The following is a 23,000-nucleotide window of genomic DNA, read 5'->3' on the forward strand; positions in this document are numbered from 1 at the left end:
TATCTGTCTCATTGAATAGCCAATATGACTTTTGTGTTATTATCAAATTTTCTGAATTGGCTATTTCATGATTTTAATAACCAGTCTTCCCAACCAATTGTCATTGAATTCGGTTATTTTGTCTAACATATTGTCTGCTTTTAAAACGAAATCATACAATTTGGTGGTTTGCTCTACAAAATGTCTTTCTTCGGCAGTGCCGTCAGCTTCAATGGAAGAGACTTCTTTTAAAACTTTCAGTGCTGGTTTGATTTCACGTTTGCTGCGTTCTTTGGAGATTTTTACGGCTAATTCATCGAGGTCTTTTTCGGCTGTAAAATATTCTCTACGTTCGCCGGTTTTGTATTCTTTGTAAACAATGCCCCAATCCATCAAAGCTCTTAAATTCATACTGGCATTCCCACGAGAAATTTGTAATTCTTCCATGATGTCTTCCATAGAAACAGCTTCGTTAGAAACCATCAACAAGGCATGAATTTGCGCCATGGTTTTGTTGATTCCCCATTGTGAACCTAACGCGCCCCATGTTTGAACGAACTTGTTTTTTGCTTCTCTGTATTTCATTTGTTGCTTTTATTGATTTTTAAAGGTCAATTGTATATCGCGTTAAAAATTCTCATTGCCATACCTCAAAGGTAAGTAGAAGTTTTTAAACTTTCAATAAAAAATGAAAGTTATTTTTTTGATGATGATTTTTTGCAAATGAATTGCGAAAAAAATATTTTTTTAACTTTTATGAGGTATAAAATTAAGCTTTTAAGTTATTTTTTTAAAAAAATTAAGCTTATAAGGTTAAAACATTTTAATTGATTCACAGAACTGATAAAAGAATCTAAATTAGCTCAATTAACCCTTTATTTTTTAAAAATGAAAAAACTTACTTTTTTAAATTGTTTTAGATGGCAGAAAACCATTGCCTCTAATAACAATTTTTCTTTTTTACTGTTTTTTGTGCTGCTACTTTTTGTTTGTAGTAACACTGCTTCGGCTCAGGTAACTTCTTATTCGTTTACCCAAACAGCTAACACTTATGCACCTATTTCAGGTGGTACTGTACTTTGGACCGGTTATGATGGTTTTGATGACGAAACAGCAACAGTTACACTACCCAATTCGTTTGTATTTCAAGGTGTAACTTACACTTCAGTATTTGTAAGTGCTAACGGATATGTTTTATTCGGAAGCACAACCACAACCAATACTCCAATTTCGGCTGGTCGTAATGCTGTATCAGCTTTTGCAGCTGACTTAGATGCAAAAGCGGAAAGTGCTGGTACAGGCACTCCTGAAATCAGATGGGAACAAGTAGGCAATGAGTTTGTATTACAATGGGCAAATGTGTGTCGATATGCTGCTACAGGTGCAGGAGCTGCATCAGCTGAAAATTTGAATTTCCAAATTCGTTTGAACACGTCAACCGGTGCGATTAAAATTGTTTATGGAGCTTGTGTTGATAGAGTTACTCCATTAACTACAGTGTATCCACAAGTAGGTTTAGGAGGTGGTTCCGCTACTGTTTACAGTAATAGAACAATTGTTGAAGCTGGCGGCGATTGGATAAACTCTACTGCAGGTACAGCTAACAATGTAACAATGGCGATTAATGGTGCTACTATACCAAGTAACGGTTTAACTTATGCATGGGCACCACCAAGTTGTGTTGCACCTTCTGGATTAACTTCAGTTAATTCGCTGAACAGTGCTACCATTTCTTGGGTAGCTTCAGTTTCATCTCCTGCAAACGGATATGAATATGAAGTAAGAACCTCAGGTGCTGCAGGAAGCGGTGCTACCGGATTATTTACTAATGGAGCTATAAACGGACTTACTTTCCCATTGTCTGGCTTGAGTGCCAATACTACTTACACCTATTATGTAAGATCAGATTGTGGTTCGGGCGATTACAGCGCATGGGCTTCGGCAAGTTTTTATACTGGGCATTGTATTCCGTCTTCTACTTCAAGTGCGACTTACATCAACAATTTCTCAACAACCGGTGGTTTAGCTAATATTTCAAACTTAGCTTCTGGTTATACAGCCACAGGATACCAAAATAATTATGCAACCGCAACAGTAAGTCAGTATCCAACCGGTACGATTAATTTTGCCTCTGATATTGTTGGTGGTTCAGTTGGTACTTGTATTTGGGTTGATTGGAATAATGATTTAGTATTTGATAATACTACTGAAAGAGTTTTTGCTACTACTGCTTATGGTAATAACCAAACTGGAAGTTTTGTTGTGCCAAATGGAACTGCTTTAGGTGATTACAGAATGAGAATTAGAATTGACTTCAACAATGCAACTCCGGATGCTTGTGCTAGTACAAATACAAGAACTGAAGCTGAAGATTACAAACTTACTGTAATTGCACAACCAGCTTGTTTAGCTCCTTCAGGGTTGACAGCGACAGCTAATACCGCTTTTACCGCCACTCTTAATTGGACAGCTTCTGTATCAACACCAAGTGAAGGTTATGACTATTATTTTTCTGCAACAAATACTGCTCCAACTGCAGGTTCTACACCATCAGGAAGTGTTGGTGCTGGTATTTTAACTGCTGTTATTTCTACAGGTTTGGCGCCAAGTACTACCTATTTTGTTTGGGTAAGAAGCAACTGTGGTTCAAGTGTTCTTAGTGATTGGACATCTATTGCAGTTAATTTTACTACACCATGTAACCCTCCAACAATTACCGGAACTACGCCGGGTTCAGTTTGTGGACAAGGGAGTGCCACTTTAGCCGCTACTTCAAGTGAAGGAATTGTTAGATGGTACGCAGCGAATACTGGTGGAGGATCGTTAGGAACAGGTGCAACATTTGCAACTCCAAACATCAATGCAACAACGTCTTATTGGGCTGAAGCTGCTGTAGTCGGAGCGACTCAAACTTCAGGAAAAGCAGCTCCTGCAACTGCAGCTACCACTTCTACAACCAATAACTGGGGTATTGTTTTCAATACAACAGCACCGGTTGAAGTACAAAGCGTTTCTGTTTATTCTACCACTGCCGGTACTATTAATATTAAGGTTACTAATGCCGCTTTAACGGAGTTATATTCAACTGGTAATATTGCAGTTGCAGCTGGTGGAACGACAACGCCAAATATTATTCCAATTAATTTCCCGGTTCCTGCAGGAAGCGGATACAGAATCTTAGTTAAAGCAACATCTGGAGTTAGTTTAATTCGTGATAATTCAGGTGTTACTTTCCCTTATAACGGAACTGATGGGGTGTTGAATGTTACTTCTTCAGAATGGGGAGGAACAACTACAGCCAATTATTACTATTTCTATGATGTAAAATATAGTGCTGTTTGTGCTTCAGCCAGAACGGAAGTTGTGGCAACAGTTACGACAGCTCCTGCATTAACTTTGAGCACAAATGCTACTTCTATTTGTCCGGGTGCAACATCAACAGCTGTAACAGTTGCAACAGGTGCAGCTGATTATGATACTTATGTTTGGTCACCATCTACAGGTGTTACAGGTGATGCTGTGAATGGTTGGTTATTTAATCCAACAGTGACAACTGCTTATACACTTACTGCTTCACAATCTTCAGGAGCGTTATGTCAAACAACTGCTACTGTTGCGGTAACTGTTGCAGCAGTGCCAATTGTAGCTGCATCTGCTACTGAAACGACTCTTTGTGAAGGAGCGCTTACAACACTGACCGCTAATCTTACTAAAGCTATCGGAACAGATACAACTTTAACGGTTCAAACAGAGCAGCCAACTGCATTTTGTAACCGTTGGGATCAATATTGGAACCAAACTATCTTTACTGCTGCCGAATTGCAAGCTGCAGGGATAACAGCGGGTAACATTAATTCAATTGCTTACAATATTACTACTTTAGGCTCTGGAGCCAATGTGACTAATTTCTCTGTTCGCATCGGAACAACTGCCAATACTACTTTGTCTGCTTTCCAAACAACAGGTTTAACAACTGTTTATGGTCCGGCTACTTATGCTCACGCTGTAGGAGTTAATACCATTACTTTTGATACACCATATGCTTGGGATGGTATTTCTAATATTGTTTTAGATATCAGACAAGACGGTGCAGATAGTACTAATAATGCCATTACCTATTATACAGCGACTGCTACCAATATGACAATTTCTGCTATTACCGGTACAGATTCAGCGGTAACGACACTTCAAGATCTTGTGGCGGCTACTACGGTAGTTCCAGCGCCATCTGTAAGACGTTTGAATGTAGTTTTCGGAACCAGTACTTCTAATGTTAACTGGTCTTGGACACCGGGTGCCTTAACCGGTAGCCCAGTTTCAGTTGCTCCAACTGAGACAACAACCTATACTGTTACAGGAACTAATACTAGTACAGGTTGTTCAGCTCAAGCGGCAATAACTATAAACGTAAATTCAGCACCGGCTCCAACAGGAAATGCCGTACAAACTATAGAAGTTGCTAATGCAGCAGAAGCTACGGTGGCTGATTTAGTAGTAGTAGGTAATAACATTGCTTGGTACGCTTCAGAAGAAGATGCTGTAGATGATGTAAACCAATTGGCATTGACTACTCAATTGACCAACGGTGCAACTTATTATGCAGTTCATACATCAGTTCAAGGTTGTAGAAGTGCTGCTTTTGCAGTTACAGTTACAGTAACTTTAGGAAACACTTCATTTGATTTGGCTGGATTAAAATACTATCCAAATCCGGTGACTAATGAGTTGAATTTAGAATACACAGGAAATATTGTTGCGATTGAAGTATACAATACTTTAGGTCAAAAAATAGCTTCTAAAAATGTGAATGAAATTTCAACGACTATTGATATGACTAACTTGGGCAGCGGTACTTACTTTGTGAAAGTACAAGCAGAAAACGCTTCAAGAACTATCAAAGTAATGAAAAACTAATCTTAGTTAATCACTATAGAGAAAAGCCACCGAAAGGTGGCTTTTTTGTTTTAAAAAGTATTGGGGCGTTACCCTTTGGGTCGGGCTTTCCGTTACAAGTCCTCGCTACGCTGTGGGCTTTTCACTACAATCCCTAACGCGGTTAAACTGCGTAAAAAAACCGAAGCGTTAACTCCGGTTTCTAATAATCTAACGATCTAATAATCCAACAATCTAAATTAATCCCGCGCGTTTCAACAAAGCTTCCGGCTTCGGTTCTTGTCCGCGAAAACGTTTGTATAATTCCATCGGTAATTCGGTTCCGCCTTTGGAAAGTACGTTGTCTTTGAATTTGGTAGCGACTTCAGTATTGAAAATGCCTTTTTCTTGAAAATACGCAAAAGCATCGGCGTCCAAAACTTCAGCCCATTTATAACTGTAATACCCCGAAGAATAACCACCTTGAAAAATATGTGAAAACGAAACGCTCATACAATTTTCGGCTACATCAGGATACAAAGTTGTGTTGTCCATGGCTGCTTTTTCAAAGGCTTTTACATTCTCTATCGTTTGTGGTTTCGCATGATAAGCCATGTCTAAAAGCCCAAAACTCAATTGACGTAAAGTGGCCATGCCTTCTAAGAAACTCGCACTTTCTTTGATTTTATCAACATATTGTTGCGGAATAATTTCGCCCGTTTCATAATGTTTGGCAAACAAAGCTAAGGCTTCCGGTTCGTAACACCAGTTTTCCATCACTTGGCTCGGCAATTCTACAAAATCCCAGTATACAGAAGTTCCCGACAAACTCGGATAAGTCGTATTGGCTAACATGCCGTGTAACGCGTGTCCAAATTCATGGAACAAAGTGGTCACTTCGTTAAAGGTTAGGAGTGAAGGCTTCGTTTCTGTTGGTGGTGTAAAATTGCAAACGATAGAAACATGTGGTCTTTCGTTGATTCCATCCTTTATATACTGTGGTTTGAAAGAAGTCATCCAAGCACCGTTGCGTTTGCCTTTTCTTGGGAAAAAGTCGGAGTAGAAAACAGCCACTAATTTACCTTCAAAATCTAACACCTCAAAAGTTTGTACATCTTTGTGGTATTTATCTATGTCGAACACTTCTTTAAAAGTAATGCCGAATAGTTTTTCAGCTACTGTAAATGCTCCATTTAATACGTTTTCTAATTGGAAATAAGGTTTTAAAATCTCATCATCCAAACTGAATAGTTTTTGCTTTAATTTTTCTGAATAGTAAGCACCATCCCATTTCTCCAAACTTTCCAGTCCGTCTAATTCTTTAGCGAAAGCCGCTAGTTCAGCGAATTCTTTTTGGGCTGCCGGTTTTGCTTTATCCAATAAATCATTCAAAAACGATTGCACTTTTTTGGGATTTTGCGCCATACGTTCTTCTAAAACAAAATGCGAATGTGAGTTGTAGCCTAAGAGTTGCGCTCTTTCATGGCGTAATTTCACAATGTTTATTACATTTTCCTGATTGTCGTAATCGTTTTCCTGAAAGGCTTTTTTTCCGGCGGCGATAGCCATTTCTTTGCGTAGTTCTCGGTTATCGATATACGTTACAAAAGGCAAATAGCTTGGAAAATCTAAAGTAAACAGCCAACCTTCCATGTCATCAGCTTTGGCTAGGGAACGCGCCGTTTCTTTCGCACCATCAGGCAAACCTTTTAAATCGGCTTCATGGCTGATGTGTAACTTATAGCTGTTGGTTTCAGCCAAAACATTTTCGCCGAAAGTCAGTTTGAGTTTGGCCAAAACCTTGTCTATTTCGCGTAAAAGTTCTTTTTTTTCTTCGGAAAGTAAGGCGCCGTTTCGGGCAAAACTTTTGTATTTTTTGTCTAATAAAGTTGCTTGTTCAGGGGTTAAAGTCAGGCTGTCTTTTTGGTCGTGAACGGCTTTGACTCTTTTGAATAAATCCTCGTTCAGCGCAATATCGTTTCCAAACGCAGTCAATAAAGGCGACACATCCTGCGCTATTTTTTGCATTTCGTCATAAGTTTCCGCTGAATTTAAGTTGAAGAAAATAGAAGACAATCTATCCAATTCCTGACCAGAGAAATCCAAGGCTTCAATGGTGTTTTCAAAAGTTGGTGCTTCCGGATTGTTCGTTATCGCATCAATTTCGGCTCTGGCTTTGGCGATGTTTTCTTCAAAAGCCGGTTGGTAATCTTCGATTTTGATTTGTGAAAACGGTGCGGTATTGTGTTTGGTATTGAAATTTTGAGTAAGTATTTTCATTGCTCGCAAAGGCGCAAAGGCGCAAATTTTAAGTTAGTGTTCAATTTAAACAACTGTTTTTTTTAGCCCCGATAGCAGTGGAAATCCTTTTTATTGCTTTTAGAAAAATCCCTTTCCCGAAATTTCGGGACGCTCAGGGTGACAAAAGCGATAAAAAGATTGGAACGTATAGCGGGAAAAAGCTCCTAAAAAAGCTTCTATTTTTTCAGTTCATCCGATGATTTGTTCACCGATTCTTTTAGGCTTTCTTTGTATAAAATGATTTTGTCGAGTACGATTTTGTTATGACTTCCGATGATTTGTGCGGCTAAAATTCCGGCATTTTTGGCACCATTTAGAGCTACAGTAGCTACAGGAACACCACCGGGCATTTGTAAAATAGAAAGGATAGAATCCCATCCATCGATAGAATTGCTGGATTTTACCGGAACGCCAATCACGGGCAATGGAGACATAGAAGCAACCATTCCCGGCAAATGTGCAGCACCGCCGGCGCCGGCAATAATCACGGAAATTCCGCGATGATGGGCGTTTTTACTGAATTCGAATAATTTCTCGGGTGTTCTGTGTGCTGAAACGATATCGACTTCAGTTTGTATGTCAAAACCTTGAAGGATGTCGATGGCTTCTTGCATTACGGGTAAATCTGATTTAGATCCCATGATTATGGCTACTTTGCTCATGTTTTTATTTTTTTAACACAGATTGCACAAATTAGCACAGATTTTCGCAGATTTAATTTGTGCTAATTTGTGAAATTTGTGGTTATTTATTTTCACTGATCACTCTAATGCTATTCTTTACTTCTTCTGCAATTTTTCTCGCTTCAATCATATTTTCATTAACGATTGTTACGTGTCCCATTTTTCTAAACGGACGTGTTTCGCGTTTGCCGTAAATGTGTGGTGTTACACCATCAATCGCCATGATTTTTTCGATATTTTCGTAAACGACTTGTCCAGAAAAACCTTCTTCGCCAACTAAATTTACCATAATTCCGGCCACTTTGCTAGCGGTGTTTCCCAAAGGCAAATTCAATATGGCGCGCAAATGATTTTCAAATTGTGATGTGTAACTCGCTTCAATACTATAATGTCCTGAATTGTGCGGACGAGGCGCGACTTCATTCACCAGAATTTCATCGTCTGCCGTTTGGAACATTTCTACGGCAAGTAATCCAACGTGGTTGAAAGCTTTAGAAACTTGTAAGGCTATTTCGGTTGCTTTTTTTGCTACTTTATCATCAATTCGCGCCGGACAGATTACATATTCCACTTGGTTGGCTTCGGGATGGAATTCCATTTCAACAACCGGATACGTTTTTACTTCACCTGAAACTGAACGAGCGACAATAACTGCCAATTCATTTTTAAAAGGAACCATTTGCTCCGCGATACATTCTACATCGGGTAAGTTGATTAAATCAATGGCTGAACGCACAATTTTTACACCGTTTCCATCGTAACCGAATTGGGCACATTTCCACACAAACGGCATCTCTACCGAAGTTTCGGTATCGCTCGATGTGACAGCATCTCTAAGAGCATTTAGGTCAACATAACGTTGGTGTGGTGAAGTTGGGATGTTGTTTTCAACATAGAAATCTTTCTGCTTTCCTTTGTTTTGAATCATTCGCAAGGTTTTTGGCGATGGAAAAACAGGTAAACCTTCGGCTTCTAATTTGTCCAATGCTTCTAAATTTACGTTCTCGATTTCAATCGTCAACAGATTGAGCATTTTACCAAATTGGTACACCGTGTCAAAATCCATCAAATTTCCTGTGAAAAATTGTGTGGCACCAAATTGTGATGGTGCTGCTGCGCTTGGGTCAAGGACATAAGTTTGGATGTCAAATTTACGGCTTTCGGCCAAAATCATTTTGCCTAATTGTCCGCCGCCGAGTATGCCGAGTTTAAAATCGGAAGAGAAATAGTTCATTCGTTGTAGTTGTTGTGTGTTGTAGTTGTTTGCGCAAAGATAAGTAACATTTAAAAATTATCGCAATCGTTTTAATAGGTCTTTAACAGCAAAACGATAACCGGGCGTTTGGTTTTCGAATTCTCTGGAAAGTATAAGTTTCAGTTCTTCATTTATCCAAGAATATTTTTTGCCTAAATTATATAAAGCCCTCATCGAGTAAGCGGCATTGGCAGCTTTGTCGGTTTGAATGAGCCAATCCAAACAAGCTTCTGTGATTTTTTCTTCTTGGGTTTTGGTTAAGGTGATTTTTTTGCTTTTGGAAAGAAATAAACAAATTTTGGACAAAGAGCGAATCGCAGAAGGCGAAGTATAATGGGTTAAAGCAGCACAGAATTCCTCTTGAAACGGAATGAGAAGTTCCAAACGTTCTTCCAGAATCAATTCTAAAATCCAACACGCTTTATGGTGGTTTTTATCCTTAGTGTTGAAACTGATTTCGAACAAATCTTTTAAAAATTCAGGGTTTTGAAAGACAAAGTTCTTGTTGTCATCTCTGCTTTTTCGATGCGCTGTACTGTTGGCGATGGTTTTATAGTATTCCGGATTCATTTCGTAAATATACCAATTTTGCAAAAAAGTTAAAATACTTGCTACTTGATACTTAATACTTGCGTAAATTTGCACCTTATTTAAAAATCAAACCAAAATGATACACTTACACGATAAAACCTTCGAGCCGTTTATCTCTTCAGACGAAATTGATTTTGCTATTGCAAATATGGCCAAACAAATGGACGATGATTTTTTTGATGATGTTCCGGTTTTTGTGGGTGTTTTGAATGGCTCGTTTATGGTTTTGAGCGACTTGATGAAGAAATACCGCGGTATGTGCGAAGTGAGTTTTGTGAAAATGGCTTCCTATGAAGGAACAGAAACCACAAATGAAGTGAAACAATTGATCGGTTTGAACCAAGATTTAGAAGGCAGAACGGTTGTGATTGTAGAAGATATCGTCGATACCGGAAATACGGTTGAAGAACTGAAAGCGATTTTTAAAGAAAAAAAAGTAAAGCACTTGAAAATTGCGACTTTATTTTTCAAACCCGAAGCTTATAAAAAAGACATCAAAATTGATTACGTTGGGATTAGAATTCCAAATAAATTCATTGTAGGTTATGGTTTAGACTACGATGGTTTAGGAAGAAATTTACCGGACGTTTACCAATTGGCACAATAAAAAAGTTGTCGGTTGTCTGTTATTGGTTAAAATAACGATCGTAACAAACAGAATATTTAACTCATAATTTATAATTCATAACTACTAAAATGATCAACATCGTTCTTTTCGGAAAACCAGGTGCAGGAAAAGGCACACAAGCTGAATTTTTAAAAGGAAAATACAATTTAACCCATCTTTCAACCGGAGATATTTTTAGATACAATATTAAAAATGATACCGAATTAGGCCAATTAGCCAAAACCTTTATGGACAAAGGTGATTTGGTTCCCGATGAAGTGACGATACAAATGTTGCAAAGTGAAGTAGATAAAAACCCAACATGCGCCGGATTTTTATTTGACGGTTTCCCCAGAACGATTGCACAAGCGGAAGCTTTAGACAAATTTTTAGAATCAAAAGGCCAAAACATCACCGCTACGGTAGCTTTAGAAGCCGATGACAATATTTTAGTGGCTCGTTTGCTGGAAAGAGGTAAAACTTCGGGTAGACCTGATGATCAAGATGAGGAAAAAATCCGCAACAGATATCAGGAATACAATGAAAAAACCGCACCTTTGATGCATTATTACGACGCTCAAGGTAAATTTCATGCCGTGAATGGTATTGGTTCAATCGAAGAAGTAACACAGCGTTTAAGTAAAGTAATAGACAATTTATAATTGAAATTTTTGGTTAGCTGTTATATTCATAACGCATAACTTATAACGCATAACTCAAAATGGAGATACTCATCATTCTTTTTTTAATACTGTTAAATGGTGTTTTTTCGATGTCGGAAATCGCTTTGATTTCTGCGCGTAAAAATCGTTTGGAAACCGCAGCAAAAAAAGGAAATACTAATGCTAAAGTCGCTTTAGACTTAGCGAATTCACCCAATAAATTTTTATCCACAGTACAAATCGGAATTACCTTAATCGGAATTTTGACCGGTATATATTCAGGAGACAAAATCACAGCAGATGTTCAACTATTTGTAGAAAGTTTTGAAGCATTAAGACCTTATGGTCACAGTATAGCGGTTGGAATAGTTGTGGTTGTTTTGACGTTTTTCTCTCTGGTTTTAGGGGAATTGTTACCCAAACGAATCGGGTTGAATTACCCTGAAGCGATTGCTAAAGGAGTAGCGGTTCCGATGAAAATGGTTTCAATTGTCACGGCACCTTTTATTTGGTTGCTTACCATTTCGACTGAAGGAATATTGAAAATTCTTAAAATCAGACCAACTGCTGATGGAAAAGTAACCGAGGAAGAAATCAAAGCCATCATCAAAGAAGGTACTGAAGGCGGAGAAGTACAAGAGATTGAACAAGATATCGTGGAGCGTGTTTTCCACATTGGTGACCGAAAAGTAAACTCTTTGATGACACATAGAAAGTCAATAGTATATCTTTCTTATGACGATACCATTGAAGAATTAAAGGCTAAAGTTCTAAACGAATTGCACTCGGTTTATCCCGTATGTCACGAGAATTTAGATGATGTAGTTGGCATAGTTTTGCTCAAAGATTTGTTCGCCGGTTTTGAAAAAGGACCATTTGATTTAAAATCGATTACCAAAGATCCGGTCTATTTAATAGAACATACTTCTGCTTATAAAGCATTGGAGAATTTCAAAAAATCTAAAGTGCATTACGCTCTGGTAACCGATGAATATGGAGTTTTTCAAGGCATCATTACGTTGAATGACATTTTAGAAGCTTTGGTTGGTGATGCGGCTGATTTTTATGAAGATGAATTCAAATTAATCGCCCGTGAAGACGGAACATGGTTGGTTGACGGACATTATTCGTTACACGATTTCTTGACCTATTTCGATATGGATGATTTAATCAGCGATTATGATGTAACGACATTGAGCGGTTTGATCATGACCGAATTAGGCAATATACCAAAGACAGGTGAAAAACTCATCTGGAACAAATTTGAAATAGAAGTCATCGATATGGATGGCGTGAAGATTGATAAAGTGCTTGTGAAAGCAATTAAGGAATAGTTGATTTGATATTAAGAGGAGAATGTTCGGTGGACATTCGGTTTTATAGCCATTAATCTTAATCGGGATAATAAAAGAAAAGAAAAATGACAGAAGGTAACTTTGTAGACTACGTAAAAATATATGTTTCTTCCGGAAAAGGAGGAAAAGGTTCTTCGCATCTACACCGAGAAAAATTTATTGAAAAAGGCGGACCCGATGGAGGTGATGGAGGTCGCGGCGGCCATATTATATTAAAAGGAAATAAAAGCCTTTGGACGTTATTTCACTTAAAATTTGCGCGTCACGTCAAAGCCGGTCATGGTGGAGATGGCGGAAGTTCCAGGAGTACGGGTCATGATGGTGAAGATAAAATAATCGAAGTGCCATTGGGAACTGTTGTTCGCGATAAGGAAACCGATGAAATTTTATTCGAAATCACAGAAAACGGCGAAGAAAGAATTTTGATTAAAGGCGGAAAAGGCGGTTTGGGTAACTGGCATTTTAGAAGTTCGACGAATCAAACGCCAAGATATGCCCAACCGGGAATGCCGGCGGAAGAATTGGATGTAATTTTGGAATTAAAAGTCTTAGCCGATGTTGGTTTAGTAGGTTTTCCTAATGCCGGAAAATCGACTTTATTATCGGTGCTGACTTCTGCCAAACCGAAGATTGCTGATTATCCGTTTACTACGTTGAAACCGAATTTAGGAATCGTTGCTTACAGAGAATTCAAATCCTTTGTGATGGCGGATATTCCGGGAATTATAGAAGGTGCAGCCGAAGGAAAAGGTTTAGGGCATTACTTTTTGAGACATATTGAGCGTAACTCAACACTGTTGTTTTTGGTTCCTGCCGATGCGGATGACATCAAAAAAGAGTACGAGATTCTATTGGATGAGTTGCGTCGTTACAATCCGGAAATGTTAGATAAAGATCGTTTGATTGTTGTTTCCAAAAGCGATATGTTAGACGACGAATTGAAAGCGGAAATGCGCAAACAATTAGACAAAGACTTCAAAGGAATCCCTTATATGTTTATTTCTTCAGTTGCCAATCAAGGGTTGACAGAGTTGAAAGATAAACTTTGGGAAATGTTGAATGTTGATGCTGATGAACCCGAGAATAGTCATGGTATATAAATAGAAAATCCCGCTTTTTAGGCGGGTTTTTTATTCTTATTGGATTATGTCATTAGAATCTGTAACCAACTCCCAGTTTTATGAAATTTGCAGTAGTATTGTATTTTGTATCCGGAACACCTTCCGGAGTATCGCTCACTTTTATTGCATCATATTGAACTTGGGCAAACATTTTTTTGGTGAAATCAAAGGAAAAAGAAACGTTGAAATTGAACCCGCTTAAACTCTCTGATTCATTGAAACTGATTATTTCTTCACCTGTATTACCATTTCCAGTCGTGCTGAATTGCATAAAAGTATAGCCTAAACCAAGTGCAGGATGTAATCTTGGAATGCCTTTTAATTTGAGTTCACCAAATATTCGAGGTTGAAAATTATAATTTTTGGTTTTAAAACCAATATCTGGTTCGTCATAAGTCAAATAATTCGCGTTTAAGGAAACCCCAAAGGCAAAATTTTCCTTGTCTGAAAATCTATATTTAATTCCAACATCAACTAAACCATCATAATTGCTTATAAAGTTGTCGCCGGATGGAATTGGGTAATTCAGTTCAATAGAAGTTTTTTCTTGTGAGAAGGCTTGCAAAGCAGAAAACAAAAGTAATGAAGAGATAATTTTTTTCATATGTAAGGTTTATTGGGCTAAAGTAAAAAAATAATTTTTAAAGAGAAACCTTATGCTATTCGTGTTGAATAATTAAATACTATTTGCAATCACTATATCGTTGTAGTTTTTTAACAAAATTTTAAAATCATTTGCTCAAAAAAAAGTATCTTCGCAGTCGTTTTTAGAATATTTGATATAACAAGTATTTTGTCAGATAGACTATTAACATTCAAACTATTAACTTTATAACATTACAATGAAGAAAATTATTTTATCCTTGATTGCAGCCATTATGCTTGTTCCATCGAGTGTTAAAGCTGACGAAGGAATGTGGTTTTTGATGTTTATCGAAAGATTAAATCAAAGAGACATGCAAAAAATGGGCTTGCAATTGACAGCCGAAGAAATTTACAGTATCAATAATCACAGTTTGAAAGATGCAATCGTGCAATTCAACGGAGGTTGTACTGCGGAAATTATTTCTAAAGACGGTTTGGTTTTAACCAATCACCACTGTGGTTATGATGCGATTGCAGAATTATCAACTGCTGAGAAAAACTTGTTAAAAGACGGTTTTTGGGCAGAAAGTAGAAAAGCTGAAATCAAACCGGCCAGTTTATTTGTTCGTTTCTTCGTAAGAATGGATGACTGTACCAAACGTATTTTGGCAGTTGTTACTCCCGGAATGAGCGAAGCTGACAGAGAAAAAGCTATCAATGCTGAAATCGCTAAAATTGAAAAAGAAAACAATGCCGGTGGCAAATACACCGTTTCTGTTCGTCCTTTTTTCCAAGGCAATGAATATTACTATTTTGTTTACCAAGATTACAAAGACGTTCGTTTGGTAGGAACACCACCGGAAAGTTTAGGGAAATTTGGTGGAGATACTGACAACTGGGAATGGCCACGTCACACTGCCGATTTCTCTATGTTTAGAGTATATGCAGACAAAGATGGTAATCCTGCAGATTATTCAGAAAGTAACGTTCCATTACAACCAAAACACTATTTACCGGTTAACATTAATGGTGTAAAAGAGAATGACTTTGCTATGATTTTAGGTTATCCGGGTAGAACTAACCGTTGGATGCCAGCTGGCGGAATTGAGCAAAACGTAAAATTTGCTTATCCTGCTTGGGTTGAAGGTGCCAAAACCGGAATGGACAATATGAAAAAATACATGGACCAAAGTGATGCTTTGAACTTGGTTTATGCTTCAAAATATGCTTCAACGGCTAACTACTGGAAAAACCGTCAAGGTATGATTGATGCTTTGACCAAATTTGGTACAGCCAAAACTAAAGCCGCACAAGAAACTAAATTCAATACTTGGGCTAATAAACCGGCTAACAAAGCTAAATACGGTAACGTAGTTTCCAATATCAATAAGTATTATGCGTTAACTAATGAGAAGTCGAGACATGATAGCTATTTAACGCAATTGTTCAGAACGACTTCTTTTGGAACTATCGGAAGAACTTTGGGAAGACAATTAGAGAATTATGTTAAAGCTGATGCTGCTAAACGTGCTCAAATGGCTCCGGCTATTGAGGAAATGGCAACAGAAATGTACAAAGAATTACACATTCCGGCTGAAAGAGATTTATTGGCCGCCCAATTGAAAGTGTATGCTACTAAATCAACCGGTTATGCTATTGCACCGTCTGTAAAAAAGATTGCTGATGAAAACAACAACGACTTTACTAAATATGTAAACGCGGCTTTCGACATGAGTATTTTTACTTCTTTGGACAGAATTAAAGCTTTCTTGGTAATTCCAAGTCAAGGTGCTTTGGAAAACGATCCATTGTATGGACTTTCAAATGATATGGTAGCTCATTTCAATACTAAATCAGAGGAAATTACTAAAGCTCAAAATGATTATAGTGCTTCTTTCCGTTTATTGGTAGAAGGTTTGAGAGAATCAAAAATTGGTTCAATCAAATATCCTGATGCTAACTCAACCATGCGTTTGACTTACGGAAAAGTTCGTTCGTTACCGGCTGACAAACGCAATGATGCTAAAATCAACAACTACACTACGCTTGACGGTCAAGTAAAGAAATACAAAAAAGGAGATCAAGAATTTGATTTGCCGGTAAAAGTTTTGGAAATGAACAAAGCTAAAAATTACGGTAGATTTGCTGATAAAGACGGAAGTCTACACGTGAATTTCTTAACGGATAATGACATTACAGGAGGAAATTCAGGTTCACCGGTATTGAACGGTAAAGGAGAATTGATTGGTTTGGCTTTCGACGGAAATATCGAAGCGATGGCCGGAGACGTTATCTTTGACAGTAAATTACAAAGAACCATCAACGTTGATATCCGTTATGTATTATGGGTAATTGAGAATTTCTCTGGAGCTAAGCACATCGTTGACGAGATGACTTTAGTGAAATAATTTCATTTAGTTTATATATTAAAAAACGTCCCGAGTAATTGGGACGTTTTTTTTATTCGCTAACATTGATTCTGATGCCTTTGGTATGACTAGTGAATTCGGGCGCATACATACTTTCTATGGATGTAATTCCGTTAGAAAAATCGCCTTTGTTGTTTACTCTAATGTCATATTCAATCACATAAGTTCCTTTGTTTAGATTATCAAAAAAGAAATGTGTTGCAGCGTCTTTTGTGCTTTTATAGTAGCTGGTTCTTTCTTTCCATTCGTATTTCGAAAGTACGTCAACCGGTTCAAAGCAAGAAGCTCTCATGTCTTTTAAATGAATAAATTCCATGTCTTCTTTGGTTTCAATTACCAATCGTACGGTTATTAAATCGCCAATTTTCAGAGGGTTTTTGGATGTGATTTTTTCCAATTGTTGACCGTTATTCGTATTTTTCTTCAGGTACAGTTCTTTTGCTACTGTCATGGCCGCTTTGTCACTCGATTTTATTTGGTCTAAATCTTCAAAGTATTGCCAATAAATGCCGCCATAATTAGGTACTTTCGAATTATTCTCAAAAGAAATATTTGCCATATCATTACTGATTTCATCGGCTTTCCAATTCATTTTTACATAACCGGTTTCGGCTTCTTTTTCGTTTTCTGCCAGTTTTGAGGTTAGGATTTTGTTGTTGCCAATTTTTATTTTAGTATTGTCTTTTACCGATAACCAATCGCTTCCCTGGTATAACAAGGCATAAATCGCTTCAGTTGTGGCTTTGGTGGTATTCCAACTTTTGGTTTGTTTGTTTTTCAAAAGCCAAACTTTCATCGCGTCGATAGATTTGTTGTCATCGGTTATTTCAGTGAATGCTTCTATTAATAGTGTTTGGGTTTCTATTGGTGATTGATACCAATACCAACCGGCTTTATTTTCAATCCAATACATGCCTGAATCTTCATTTGTGGCTGAAGTTTCTTTGAGGCTTTCGATGATTTTTTTGGCAGTATTTTTATCTCCGAATCGATTCAAAATCATTGCAGCCAATCCTTTGTTGTAAATTGAATAAGTCAGCCAATCTGTTTTTACCACTTCCAATTGTTTAGTAGCAATGGCTTTTGCTTTTTCATTCATCGGATTACTTTCCAAATAAAAAGTTCTCATGTACAAATAGTGCAAATCGGCGTATTGCGTATTCCAGATTTTATAATCTTTAGAGATACTATTATTATCCAAGTATTTACTATCTAAATAATCAATGGCCTTTTTTGTAATCTCAGTGAAACTATCGATAGTTTCTTTTTTAATCTTTAATTTTTGAAGATGTCCTAATCCGCTAACGATATGTCTGGTAATGTATTCGTTTTCATTTCCATCTTCAAACCAAGCAAAGCCGCCGGAAGGTTTTTGTTTTTCTTTTAATTTTTTGAGAATGGCTTCTTCATTAGATTTTGTTTTTTCTAAATCGAATAGCGTTGCCATATTCTTTTTCTTTTCTTCTTCGCTTTGCGCATCATTTATCCAAGGTGTTTCGGCTAAAAGCAACGATTTGAGTTCTTCGTTTTGTTCCAATTTGGAAATTGGTTTCCCTGATTTTTTCCATTGTTCAAAAACGCTGGCAATTTTTGGATTACTATTGATAATCTCTGAAGCCAATACATTAGCATAGTATTTGGAAAACAATTGCTCGGCACAATCATGCTCATATTCCATCAAATACGGTAAGGATTGAATAGCAATCCAAGTTGGATTACTGGTGTATTCCAAAGTAAACAAATGATGACGAAGTGTAGTGGAAGTGTTGTTTTTTAAATTGGTCAGCACATATTCTTTTTTGCTGTGTTCTCTCATCCAAACCGGAATGGTTTCGGTCACCAAAATGTTATTGGTAAGCACTGGTAAAGCACTTTCTTCTCCGTCGGAATAATTTCCTGCTTTGGCAATTACTTTGTATTGCAATCCTTGTAAACCTTGCGGAATGGTTATTTTCCAACTCACAACACTATTGCCCGAAGGCGTAATGGTAAAGTTGCGAAAGGCATTACTATTCATCGTTTTAGCGTCGATGTTTTCCATAGTTGTTGCGTCAAAGAGTTGCAAGATGGCCATTCCGGTTTTGAGTTCAGAAGTTAAATTAGCCACTTTTGCCGAAATAACGATAGTGTCATTTTCTCTAAAAAAGCGCGGCATATTAGGGAAAACCATTAATTCTTTTTGGGTTACCACACTTTTTTCTAAATAGCCTGAAAGTGCTTTTTTATTGTGAGCCAATAAGCGAAATTTCCATTCGGTCAGTTCTTCGGGTGCATTGAATTTGAAACTTATTTTTCCTTCTTTATCGGTGCGAATTTGTGGAAAGAAGAAAGCGGTTTCGTTTCTGTTGGTTCGTGTTTTTATTTTGGTTAAATCTTCTATGGTTTTTTTGGTACTGATGATAATTACACCATTGCTTCCTCTGTTTCCGAAAATAGCTGTAGCCGCTGCATCTTTTAATACTTTAGCCTCTGCAATGTCGTTCGGATTTAATTTTAAAAATTCTTCTCTTGTTATTGGAACGCCATCCACTACATACAATGGTTCTGAATTGGCAGTAATGGAACCAATGCCTCTGATTACAATACTACTTCCGCTTCCCGGCGAACCTGACCCGCTAGTTATGTTTAAACCGGCTATTTGACCTTGTAATGTTTGAATAAATGATGTATTTGGATAGTTTTCAATAATTTCAGAATTAATAGTAGTTTGAGCAACCGTAGTATGTGCTTTTTTGGTTGAAAAATATCCCTCTACTACAACTTCATCTAATGTCATGCCATCTATCAATTTGACATTTATTTCGTTTGTATTTACGGTTACAATTCTATTATTATAACCTGTAAAAGAAACAGTTAATACTTCTCCAAAGGCAGCTTCAATTTCGTAATAGCCATCGAAGTCTGCTTGTGTACTTCTGTTAGTTCCCTTTACTACTATGCTCGCTCCCGGTAAAGGTCCGATTCTATCCGAAACAATACCTGTTATTAGTTTGGAGTTGGCTGGTTTTTTTGCTTTTTTGGTAATTTGTTTTTGGTATTCCTTAAGAACACTTGGACTATTGGTATTGTTAATGTCAAAACCGAACCACATTAGTTGTGTACGTTCATTTTGGTATTCAAATCTTTTATTGTTTTGATTTGAATAATTTAAGCGAAAATATTCCATTCCGCTGCTGAGTTCCGTTTTGCCATAGTAATTATGGTATATTCTTTCGTTATTTTTCAAGTTACTCCATTGAGTAGTTTTAAATTGATCTAATGAAGCGTCATACATAGAAGCTAAGACTTCGGCTTCAATTTTAGCATTGTTTTCTTTGATCTTGAAAGACCAATTTTCTTCTTTTCCTGGTTCTAATTTACTTCTGAAGCTTTCGATTTCGAAACTAATTTTTGGAACATCTTCTTTAAGTACAATTATTTTATCTGTTTTAAAATATTGATTTTCAAAAATGTTTTCTAGGGTTAATTTAAATCCTTTGCGCACATAACTTGCAATCGGTATTCTAATTTCTTGTTGGTGGTTTTTCACCGTAATATTATTTTCGTAAATGAGACTGTCTTTAAAATGAGCACTAACCGAAAGATTTAGTTCAGGTAAAGCAGTTTTAATCAATATCTTGGCAAAGCCATCTTTTATCGTATTTTCGTTGAGTTGTTCGATTGTTACCAAACTGTTTTCAGGAAAATTATTAGCTTTTTTTTGGAAGAGTAGAAAATCAGTTGAGGTTTCAATCGGATTATTGAATTTATCATTGGATGAAAAAACTACTTTGTAATGCCCTGATTTATAATTAGAAATAAAATTTAATGGCACCGATTTTTCCTTTGCAGTGTTGGTTTTTTTTGTGTAGACCAAAATTCCATTGGTGTTTTTCTCAGTTGCTTCCTCGTTGTTTTCATAAGGAAATAGTTTTTCAAAATCTGAATCAGAAATAGATTTTATTTCCGGTTGACTGAAAACTCTTTTTTTGAATTTATTATGAAATGCTTTCTGATAATATATTTTTATTTCTCCTTCTACGGGAACGAATTGATTATTGAGGTTAGTACTATTGATTACGATGCTTTCTTTCTCGTTCGAATTCACAAAGTAAGGAAGGATTGCGTCTAAATTTAAAGTGTGATAACCTACTTTAACAATTGTATTTGCCGAGTGAGTTTCTCCGTTATTATCAGTTACATCGGCTGTGATTACATAGCTGAAAATAGGCAGGTTTTCTTTGGTATAATCTTTAGCCGGAATGGCTTCGAATTCAATATTAAATTTACCATCAGCATCGGTTTTTGTTTCTGATGAAACTAGGGTTTCTTCATCATTTGACCAATCATCTTTCCAATTGTTGAACGATTTTCTTTCAACAGTATAAGTTACTTTAGCATCGGATATTTTACTTCCCGCAAAGGCTTTTGCTATTCCGACAACTTTTATTTTTTGTTTTACGGTATAGGTTTCTGTAACGGGTTCAAATTTGGTTTCAAACTTAGGGCGTTTGTATTCTTCTACACTAAAATAGTTGTAAGAGTCATTCATTTCTCCATTGTCCCAAATAGGATGCTCTTCCAATAACGAATTGTAAAGTGCATCTTTTTCGTAATCATCAGGTTCTTCAATACTTAGGCTGTATTGTCCGGTTAAGCCATTTTTTGGCAGTACAAATTCGCCAACAAAAGATCCAAATTCATTAGTGGTTAGTTCAAATGATTTGAATTCGTCTCCATTGGCATCTTCTACAATAACTTTTACTAAAAAGTTAGGCAATATTCTTTGTTCATTATACAACATTTGCGTCGCAATGCCTTTGAAATACACAGTTTGCCCTGGACGATAAATCGCTCTGTCGATATAGAAATTTACTTTAGCTTCAATTTCAGATTCGTAATCTGTATAATAGTTTCTGATATAGTTGCCGAGTACTTGAATAGTGTCATTTTGATGGATTACTACTATTTTTTTATCTTGAAACTTATAGTCTTTCTTTTGAAGGTCAAGTTGAAAAAAGGCTATTCCCTTATCGTTTGTTTTTAAATTGAAATCATCGCTTTTTATCTGACAATTGGCAATTGGATGTCCTGTTTTTCTATGAATAGTTTGGAAATATAATTTATTGTCGTTTTGGTAGTTTAACAACGTTGTATTTGTTACTGTGATTTTTCTGTAAGTTAATTTCGATTTCGTTTCGCCCAAGTCTTCAATTAAAACAATATAATTGCCCAATTCTAGTTCGGGAAGAAGAACCTCTGTGCTGTAGTTGAAATAATCTTTTTGGTTTGGCAAATAGTATTTCTGAGCGATATATTTTTTGTTCTTTGATTTGTAACTTGCTGCGATACTATCATTGGTAAAATCGATATGGAAAATTTTACTGTTTACTTTGTAAAATGAAATCTGAATTGAATCTACATTTTTGAAGCGAATTAGAGCTCTGGTCTTTTCTTTTTCATAAGTATATTGGAGCATGTTTAGATCAAGTTCTTTCGAGATTATCCAATTTTTTTGATGTATTGCATTTTTTACAGCGTTTGATTTGTTTTGAATTGCTATAATACTGTCTAGAATAGTAATGGCTTTAGCGTTATAATTTTTAGAATCTTTTTTTGAGGCTAAATTTTTATATAGTATAGCTTTCTCAAGTTGGATTTTTTGAGTTAAATAGGTGTCTTTTGATTGTTTTTGTAAATTGTCAAGTCTTTTTAAAAGGGCATAGTCTTTTCTGATTATATACTTGTTGCAGAACAAGAGACGATCTAATTCGAGTTCGGAAGGAGTGTTTTTCAGATGGGCTTTTTGGAATAAGAGGAGAACTTTTGAGACAGATCTACTTTTTATACTATCCAGTTTCAACGAATTAAATTCTTCATTCGTCCCTAATAAATTCATATTGTATTTTGAAAGTTGGAAATTTGGCATTTCCCATTGGTTGGCTTTTTGAATATAATGATCAATATTCGCCTGAATTAAATAATCGTATAATGTAGCGTTGTTGAATTTTTCTATTAGGAAGTAATCAAAAATGGGTTCATATTGATTTAAGGGTGTTTTTTTTAATACTTCAACTTTTTTTAAAGTATTCTTGTAGGCGCTGTCTATTTGACTTTCAAAATCATTCAAACTCCAAGTGATAAAATCTTTGATTTCAATTGTGTCTCGTTTAGTACGACTGTAGACTTTATTTTGATTTTCATCTAGGTATGATTTTAAGCATCGTGCATAAATCAAATTAAGTATTGCTTTTGTTGCGATAGGTGCTTTAGAGATTCTTTTTTGAAGATTGGTGATTACTTTTCTTTGTGCATCTTCTTCCAAAGTCAACATGTATTTTGAAGTATAAAAAAATGTTTTTATTAGTTGTACTTCATTTTTGGTGCTAGTAGCTTTAGATTGAATTTTTGTTACTATTGCATTGGCAGATTTTATTTTTCCTTCATTCTCAAGTTGAATTACCTTGTCCCAATTTTTCTCAAAATCTTGTGCAAAACCAGATGAATAGATAAAGAATAAAAAGATGGTGTATATATGCTTCATAAATAAAAGTATTTTTTCTCTATTGTATAGAGTGTGA

Annotated in this window: 13 protein-coding genes; 6 read left to right on the forward strand and 7 right to left on the reverse strand. The window is 36.4% G+C overall.

The window, feature by feature from the left end; translation table 11 throughout:
• Positions 1-60: 60 nt before the first annotated feature.
• A complete protein-coding gene (locus B3C16_RS09090) occupies positions 61-564 on the reverse strand; it encodes a GbsR/MarR family transcriptional regulator (RefSeq protein WP_121312824.1) in 504 nt (167 codons plus the stop codon).
• A 303-nt stretch (positions 565-867) separates the two neighbouring features.
• On the opposite strand from B3C16_RS09090, the gene B3C16_RS09095 reads away from it, so the two are divergent.
• Positions 868-4,893 carry a GEVED domain-containing protein gene (locus B3C16_RS09095; RefSeq protein WP_291131061.1) on the forward strand — a complete coding sequence of 1,342 codons (4,026 nt, stop codon included), beginning with the start codon at positions 868-870 and terminating at the stop codon, positions 4,891-4,893.
• 213 nt (positions 4,894-5,106) lie between these two features.
• Here the strand turns inward: B3C16_RS09095 and B3C16_RS09100 are convergent, their stop codons facing one another.
• From B3C16_RS09100 to B3C16_RS09115, 4 genes are all read right to left on the reverse strand, one after another.
• Complete coding sequence (locus B3C16_RS09100) at positions 5,107-7,131, reverse strand: M3 family metallopeptidase (RefSeq protein WP_291131063.1); 2,025 nt, start codon at positions 7,129-7,131, stop codon at positions 5,107-5,109.
• A 197-nt stretch (positions 7,132-7,328) separates the two neighbouring features.
• Positions 7,329-7,814 carry a 5-(carboxyamino)imidazole ribonucleotide mutase gene (purE, locus tag B3C16_RS09105; RefSeq protein ID WP_121312827.1) on the reverse strand — a complete coding sequence of 162 codons (486 nt, stop codon included), beginning with the start codon at positions 7,812-7,814 and terminating at the stop codon, positions 7,329-7,331.
• Between the two features lie 82 nt (positions 7,815-7,896).
• Positions 7,897-9,069 (reverse strand): 5-(carboxyamino)imidazole ribonucleotide synthase, encoded by a 1,173-nt coding sequence (locus tag B3C16_RS09110; protein ID WP_291131066.1) that lies wholly within the window; start codon positions 9,067-9,069, stop codon positions 7,897-7,899.
• A gap of 57 nt (positions 9,070-9,126) precedes the next feature.
• Entirely contained in the window at positions 9,127-9,684 is a 558-nt protein-coding gene (locus B3C16_RS09115; RefSeq protein WP_291131068.1) for a hypothetical protein, read from the reverse strand.
• 73 nt (positions 9,685-9,757) lie between these two features.
• Between B3C16_RS09115 and hpt the strand changes: the two genes are divergently transcribed.
• The 4 genes from hpt (at position 9,758) to obgE (ending at position 13,405) form a co-directional block, all read left to right on the forward strand.
• A complete protein-coding gene (hpt, locus tag B3C16_RS09120; protein ID WP_121312829.1) occupies positions 9,758-10,288 on the forward strand; it encodes a hypoxanthine phosphoribosyltransferase in 531 nt (176 codons plus the stop codon).
• 89 nt (positions 10,289-10,377) lie between these two features.
• Positions 10,378-10,950 carry an adenylate kinase gene (locus tag B3C16_RS09125; RefSeq protein ID WP_121312830.1) on the forward strand — a complete coding sequence of 191 codons (573 nt, stop codon included), beginning with the start codon at positions 10,378-10,380 and terminating at the stop codon, positions 10,948-10,950.
• A gap of 110 nt (positions 10,951-11,060) precedes the next feature.
• The gene (locus B3C16_RS09130; protein WP_233549870.1) at positions 11,061-12,284 is read left to right on the forward strand and encodes a hemolysin family protein; all 1,224 of its coding nucleotides are present in this window, start codon (positions 11,061-11,063) and stop codon (positions 12,282-12,284) included.
• A gap of 86 nt (positions 12,285-12,370) precedes the next feature.
• Entirely contained in the window at positions 12,371-13,405 is a 1,035-nt protein-coding gene (gene obgE, locus B3C16_RS09135; protein ID WP_121312832.1) for a GTPase ObgE, read from the forward strand.
• 52 nt (positions 13,406-13,457) lie between these two features.
• Here obgE and B3C16_RS09140 read toward each other — a convergent pair whose 3' ends face one another.
• Complete coding sequence (locus B3C16_RS09140; protein ID WP_291131072.1) at positions 13,458-14,030, reverse strand: outer membrane protein; 573 nt, start codon at positions 14,028-14,030, stop codon at positions 13,458-13,460.
• A gap of 238 nt (positions 14,031-14,268) precedes the next feature.
• Between B3C16_RS09140 and B3C16_RS09145 the strand changes: the two genes are divergently transcribed.
• Positions 14,269-16,419, forward strand: a complete 2,151-nt coding sequence (locus B3C16_RS09145; RefSeq protein WP_291131074.1) for a S46 family peptidase — start codon at positions 14,269-14,271, stop codon at positions 16,417-16,419.
• A gap of 52 nt (positions 16,420-16,471) precedes the next feature.
• Here the strand turns inward: B3C16_RS09145 and B3C16_RS09150 are convergent, their stop codons facing one another.
• Positions 16,472-22,963: an MG2 domain-containing protein gene (locus B3C16_RS09150; RefSeq protein ID WP_291131076.1), complete on the reverse strand. Its 6,492-nt coding sequence runs from the start codon at positions 22,961-22,963 to the stop codon at positions 16,472-16,474.
• Positions 22,964-23,000: the final 37 nt, after the last annotated feature.

The organism is Flavobacterium sp. UBA7682, assembly GCF_002482945.1.
Taxonomy (GTDB): Bacteria; Bacteroidota; Bacteroidia; order Flavobacteriales; family Flavobacteriaceae; genus Flavobacterium.

What these genes read in the sequence shown, in the direction of transcription:
- B3C16_RS09125 (WP_121312830.1), top strand. Translation starts at nt 10,378, where the DNA reads ATGATCAACATCGTTCTTTTCGGAAAACCAGGTGCAGGAAAAGGCACA.
- B3C16_RS09110 (WP_291131066.1), bottom strand. Translation starts at nt 9,069, where the DNA reads ATGAACTATTTCTCTTCCGATTTTAAACTCGGCATACTCGGCGGCGGA.
- obgE (WP_121312832.1), top strand. Translation starts at nt 12,371, where the DNA reads ATGACAGAAGGTAACTTTGTAGACTACGTAAAAATATATGTTTCTTCC.
- purE (WP_121312827.1), bottom strand. Translation starts at nt 7,814, where the DNA reads ATGAGCAAAGTAGCCATAATCATGGGATCTAAATCAGATTTACCCGTA.
- B3C16_RS09090 (WP_121312824.1), bottom strand. Translation starts at nt 564, where the DNA reads ATGAAATACAGAGAAGCAAAAAACAAGTTCGTTCAAACATGGGGCGCG.
- B3C16_RS09145 (WP_291131074.1), top strand. Translation starts at nt 14,269, where the DNA reads ATGAAGAAAATTATTTTATCCTTGATTGCAGCCATTATGCTTGTTCCA.
- hpt (WP_121312829.1), top strand. Translation starts at nt 9,758, where the DNA reads ATGATACACTTACACGATAAAACCTTCGAGCCGTTTATCTCTTCAGAC.
- B3C16_RS09140 (WP_291131072.1), bottom strand. Translation starts at nt 14,030, where the DNA reads ATGAAAAAAATTATCTCTTCATTACTTTTGTTTTCTGCTTTGCAAGCC.
- B3C16_RS09100 (WP_291131063.1), bottom strand. Translation starts at nt 7,131, where the DNA reads ATGAAAATACTTACTCAAAATTTCAATACCAAACACAATACCGCACCG.
- B3C16_RS09150 (WP_291131076.1), bottom strand. Translation starts at nt 22,963, where the DNA reads ATGAAGCATATATACACCATCTTTTTATTCTTTATCTATTCATCTGGT.
- B3C16_RS09130 (WP_233549870.1), top strand. Translation starts at nt 11,061, where the DNA reads ATGTCGGAAATCGCTTTGATTTCTGCGCGTAAAAATCGTTTGGAAACC.
- B3C16_RS09095 (WP_291131061.1), top strand. Translation starts at nt 868, where the DNA reads ATGAAAAAACTTACTTTTTTAAATTGTTTTAGATGGCAGAAAACCATT.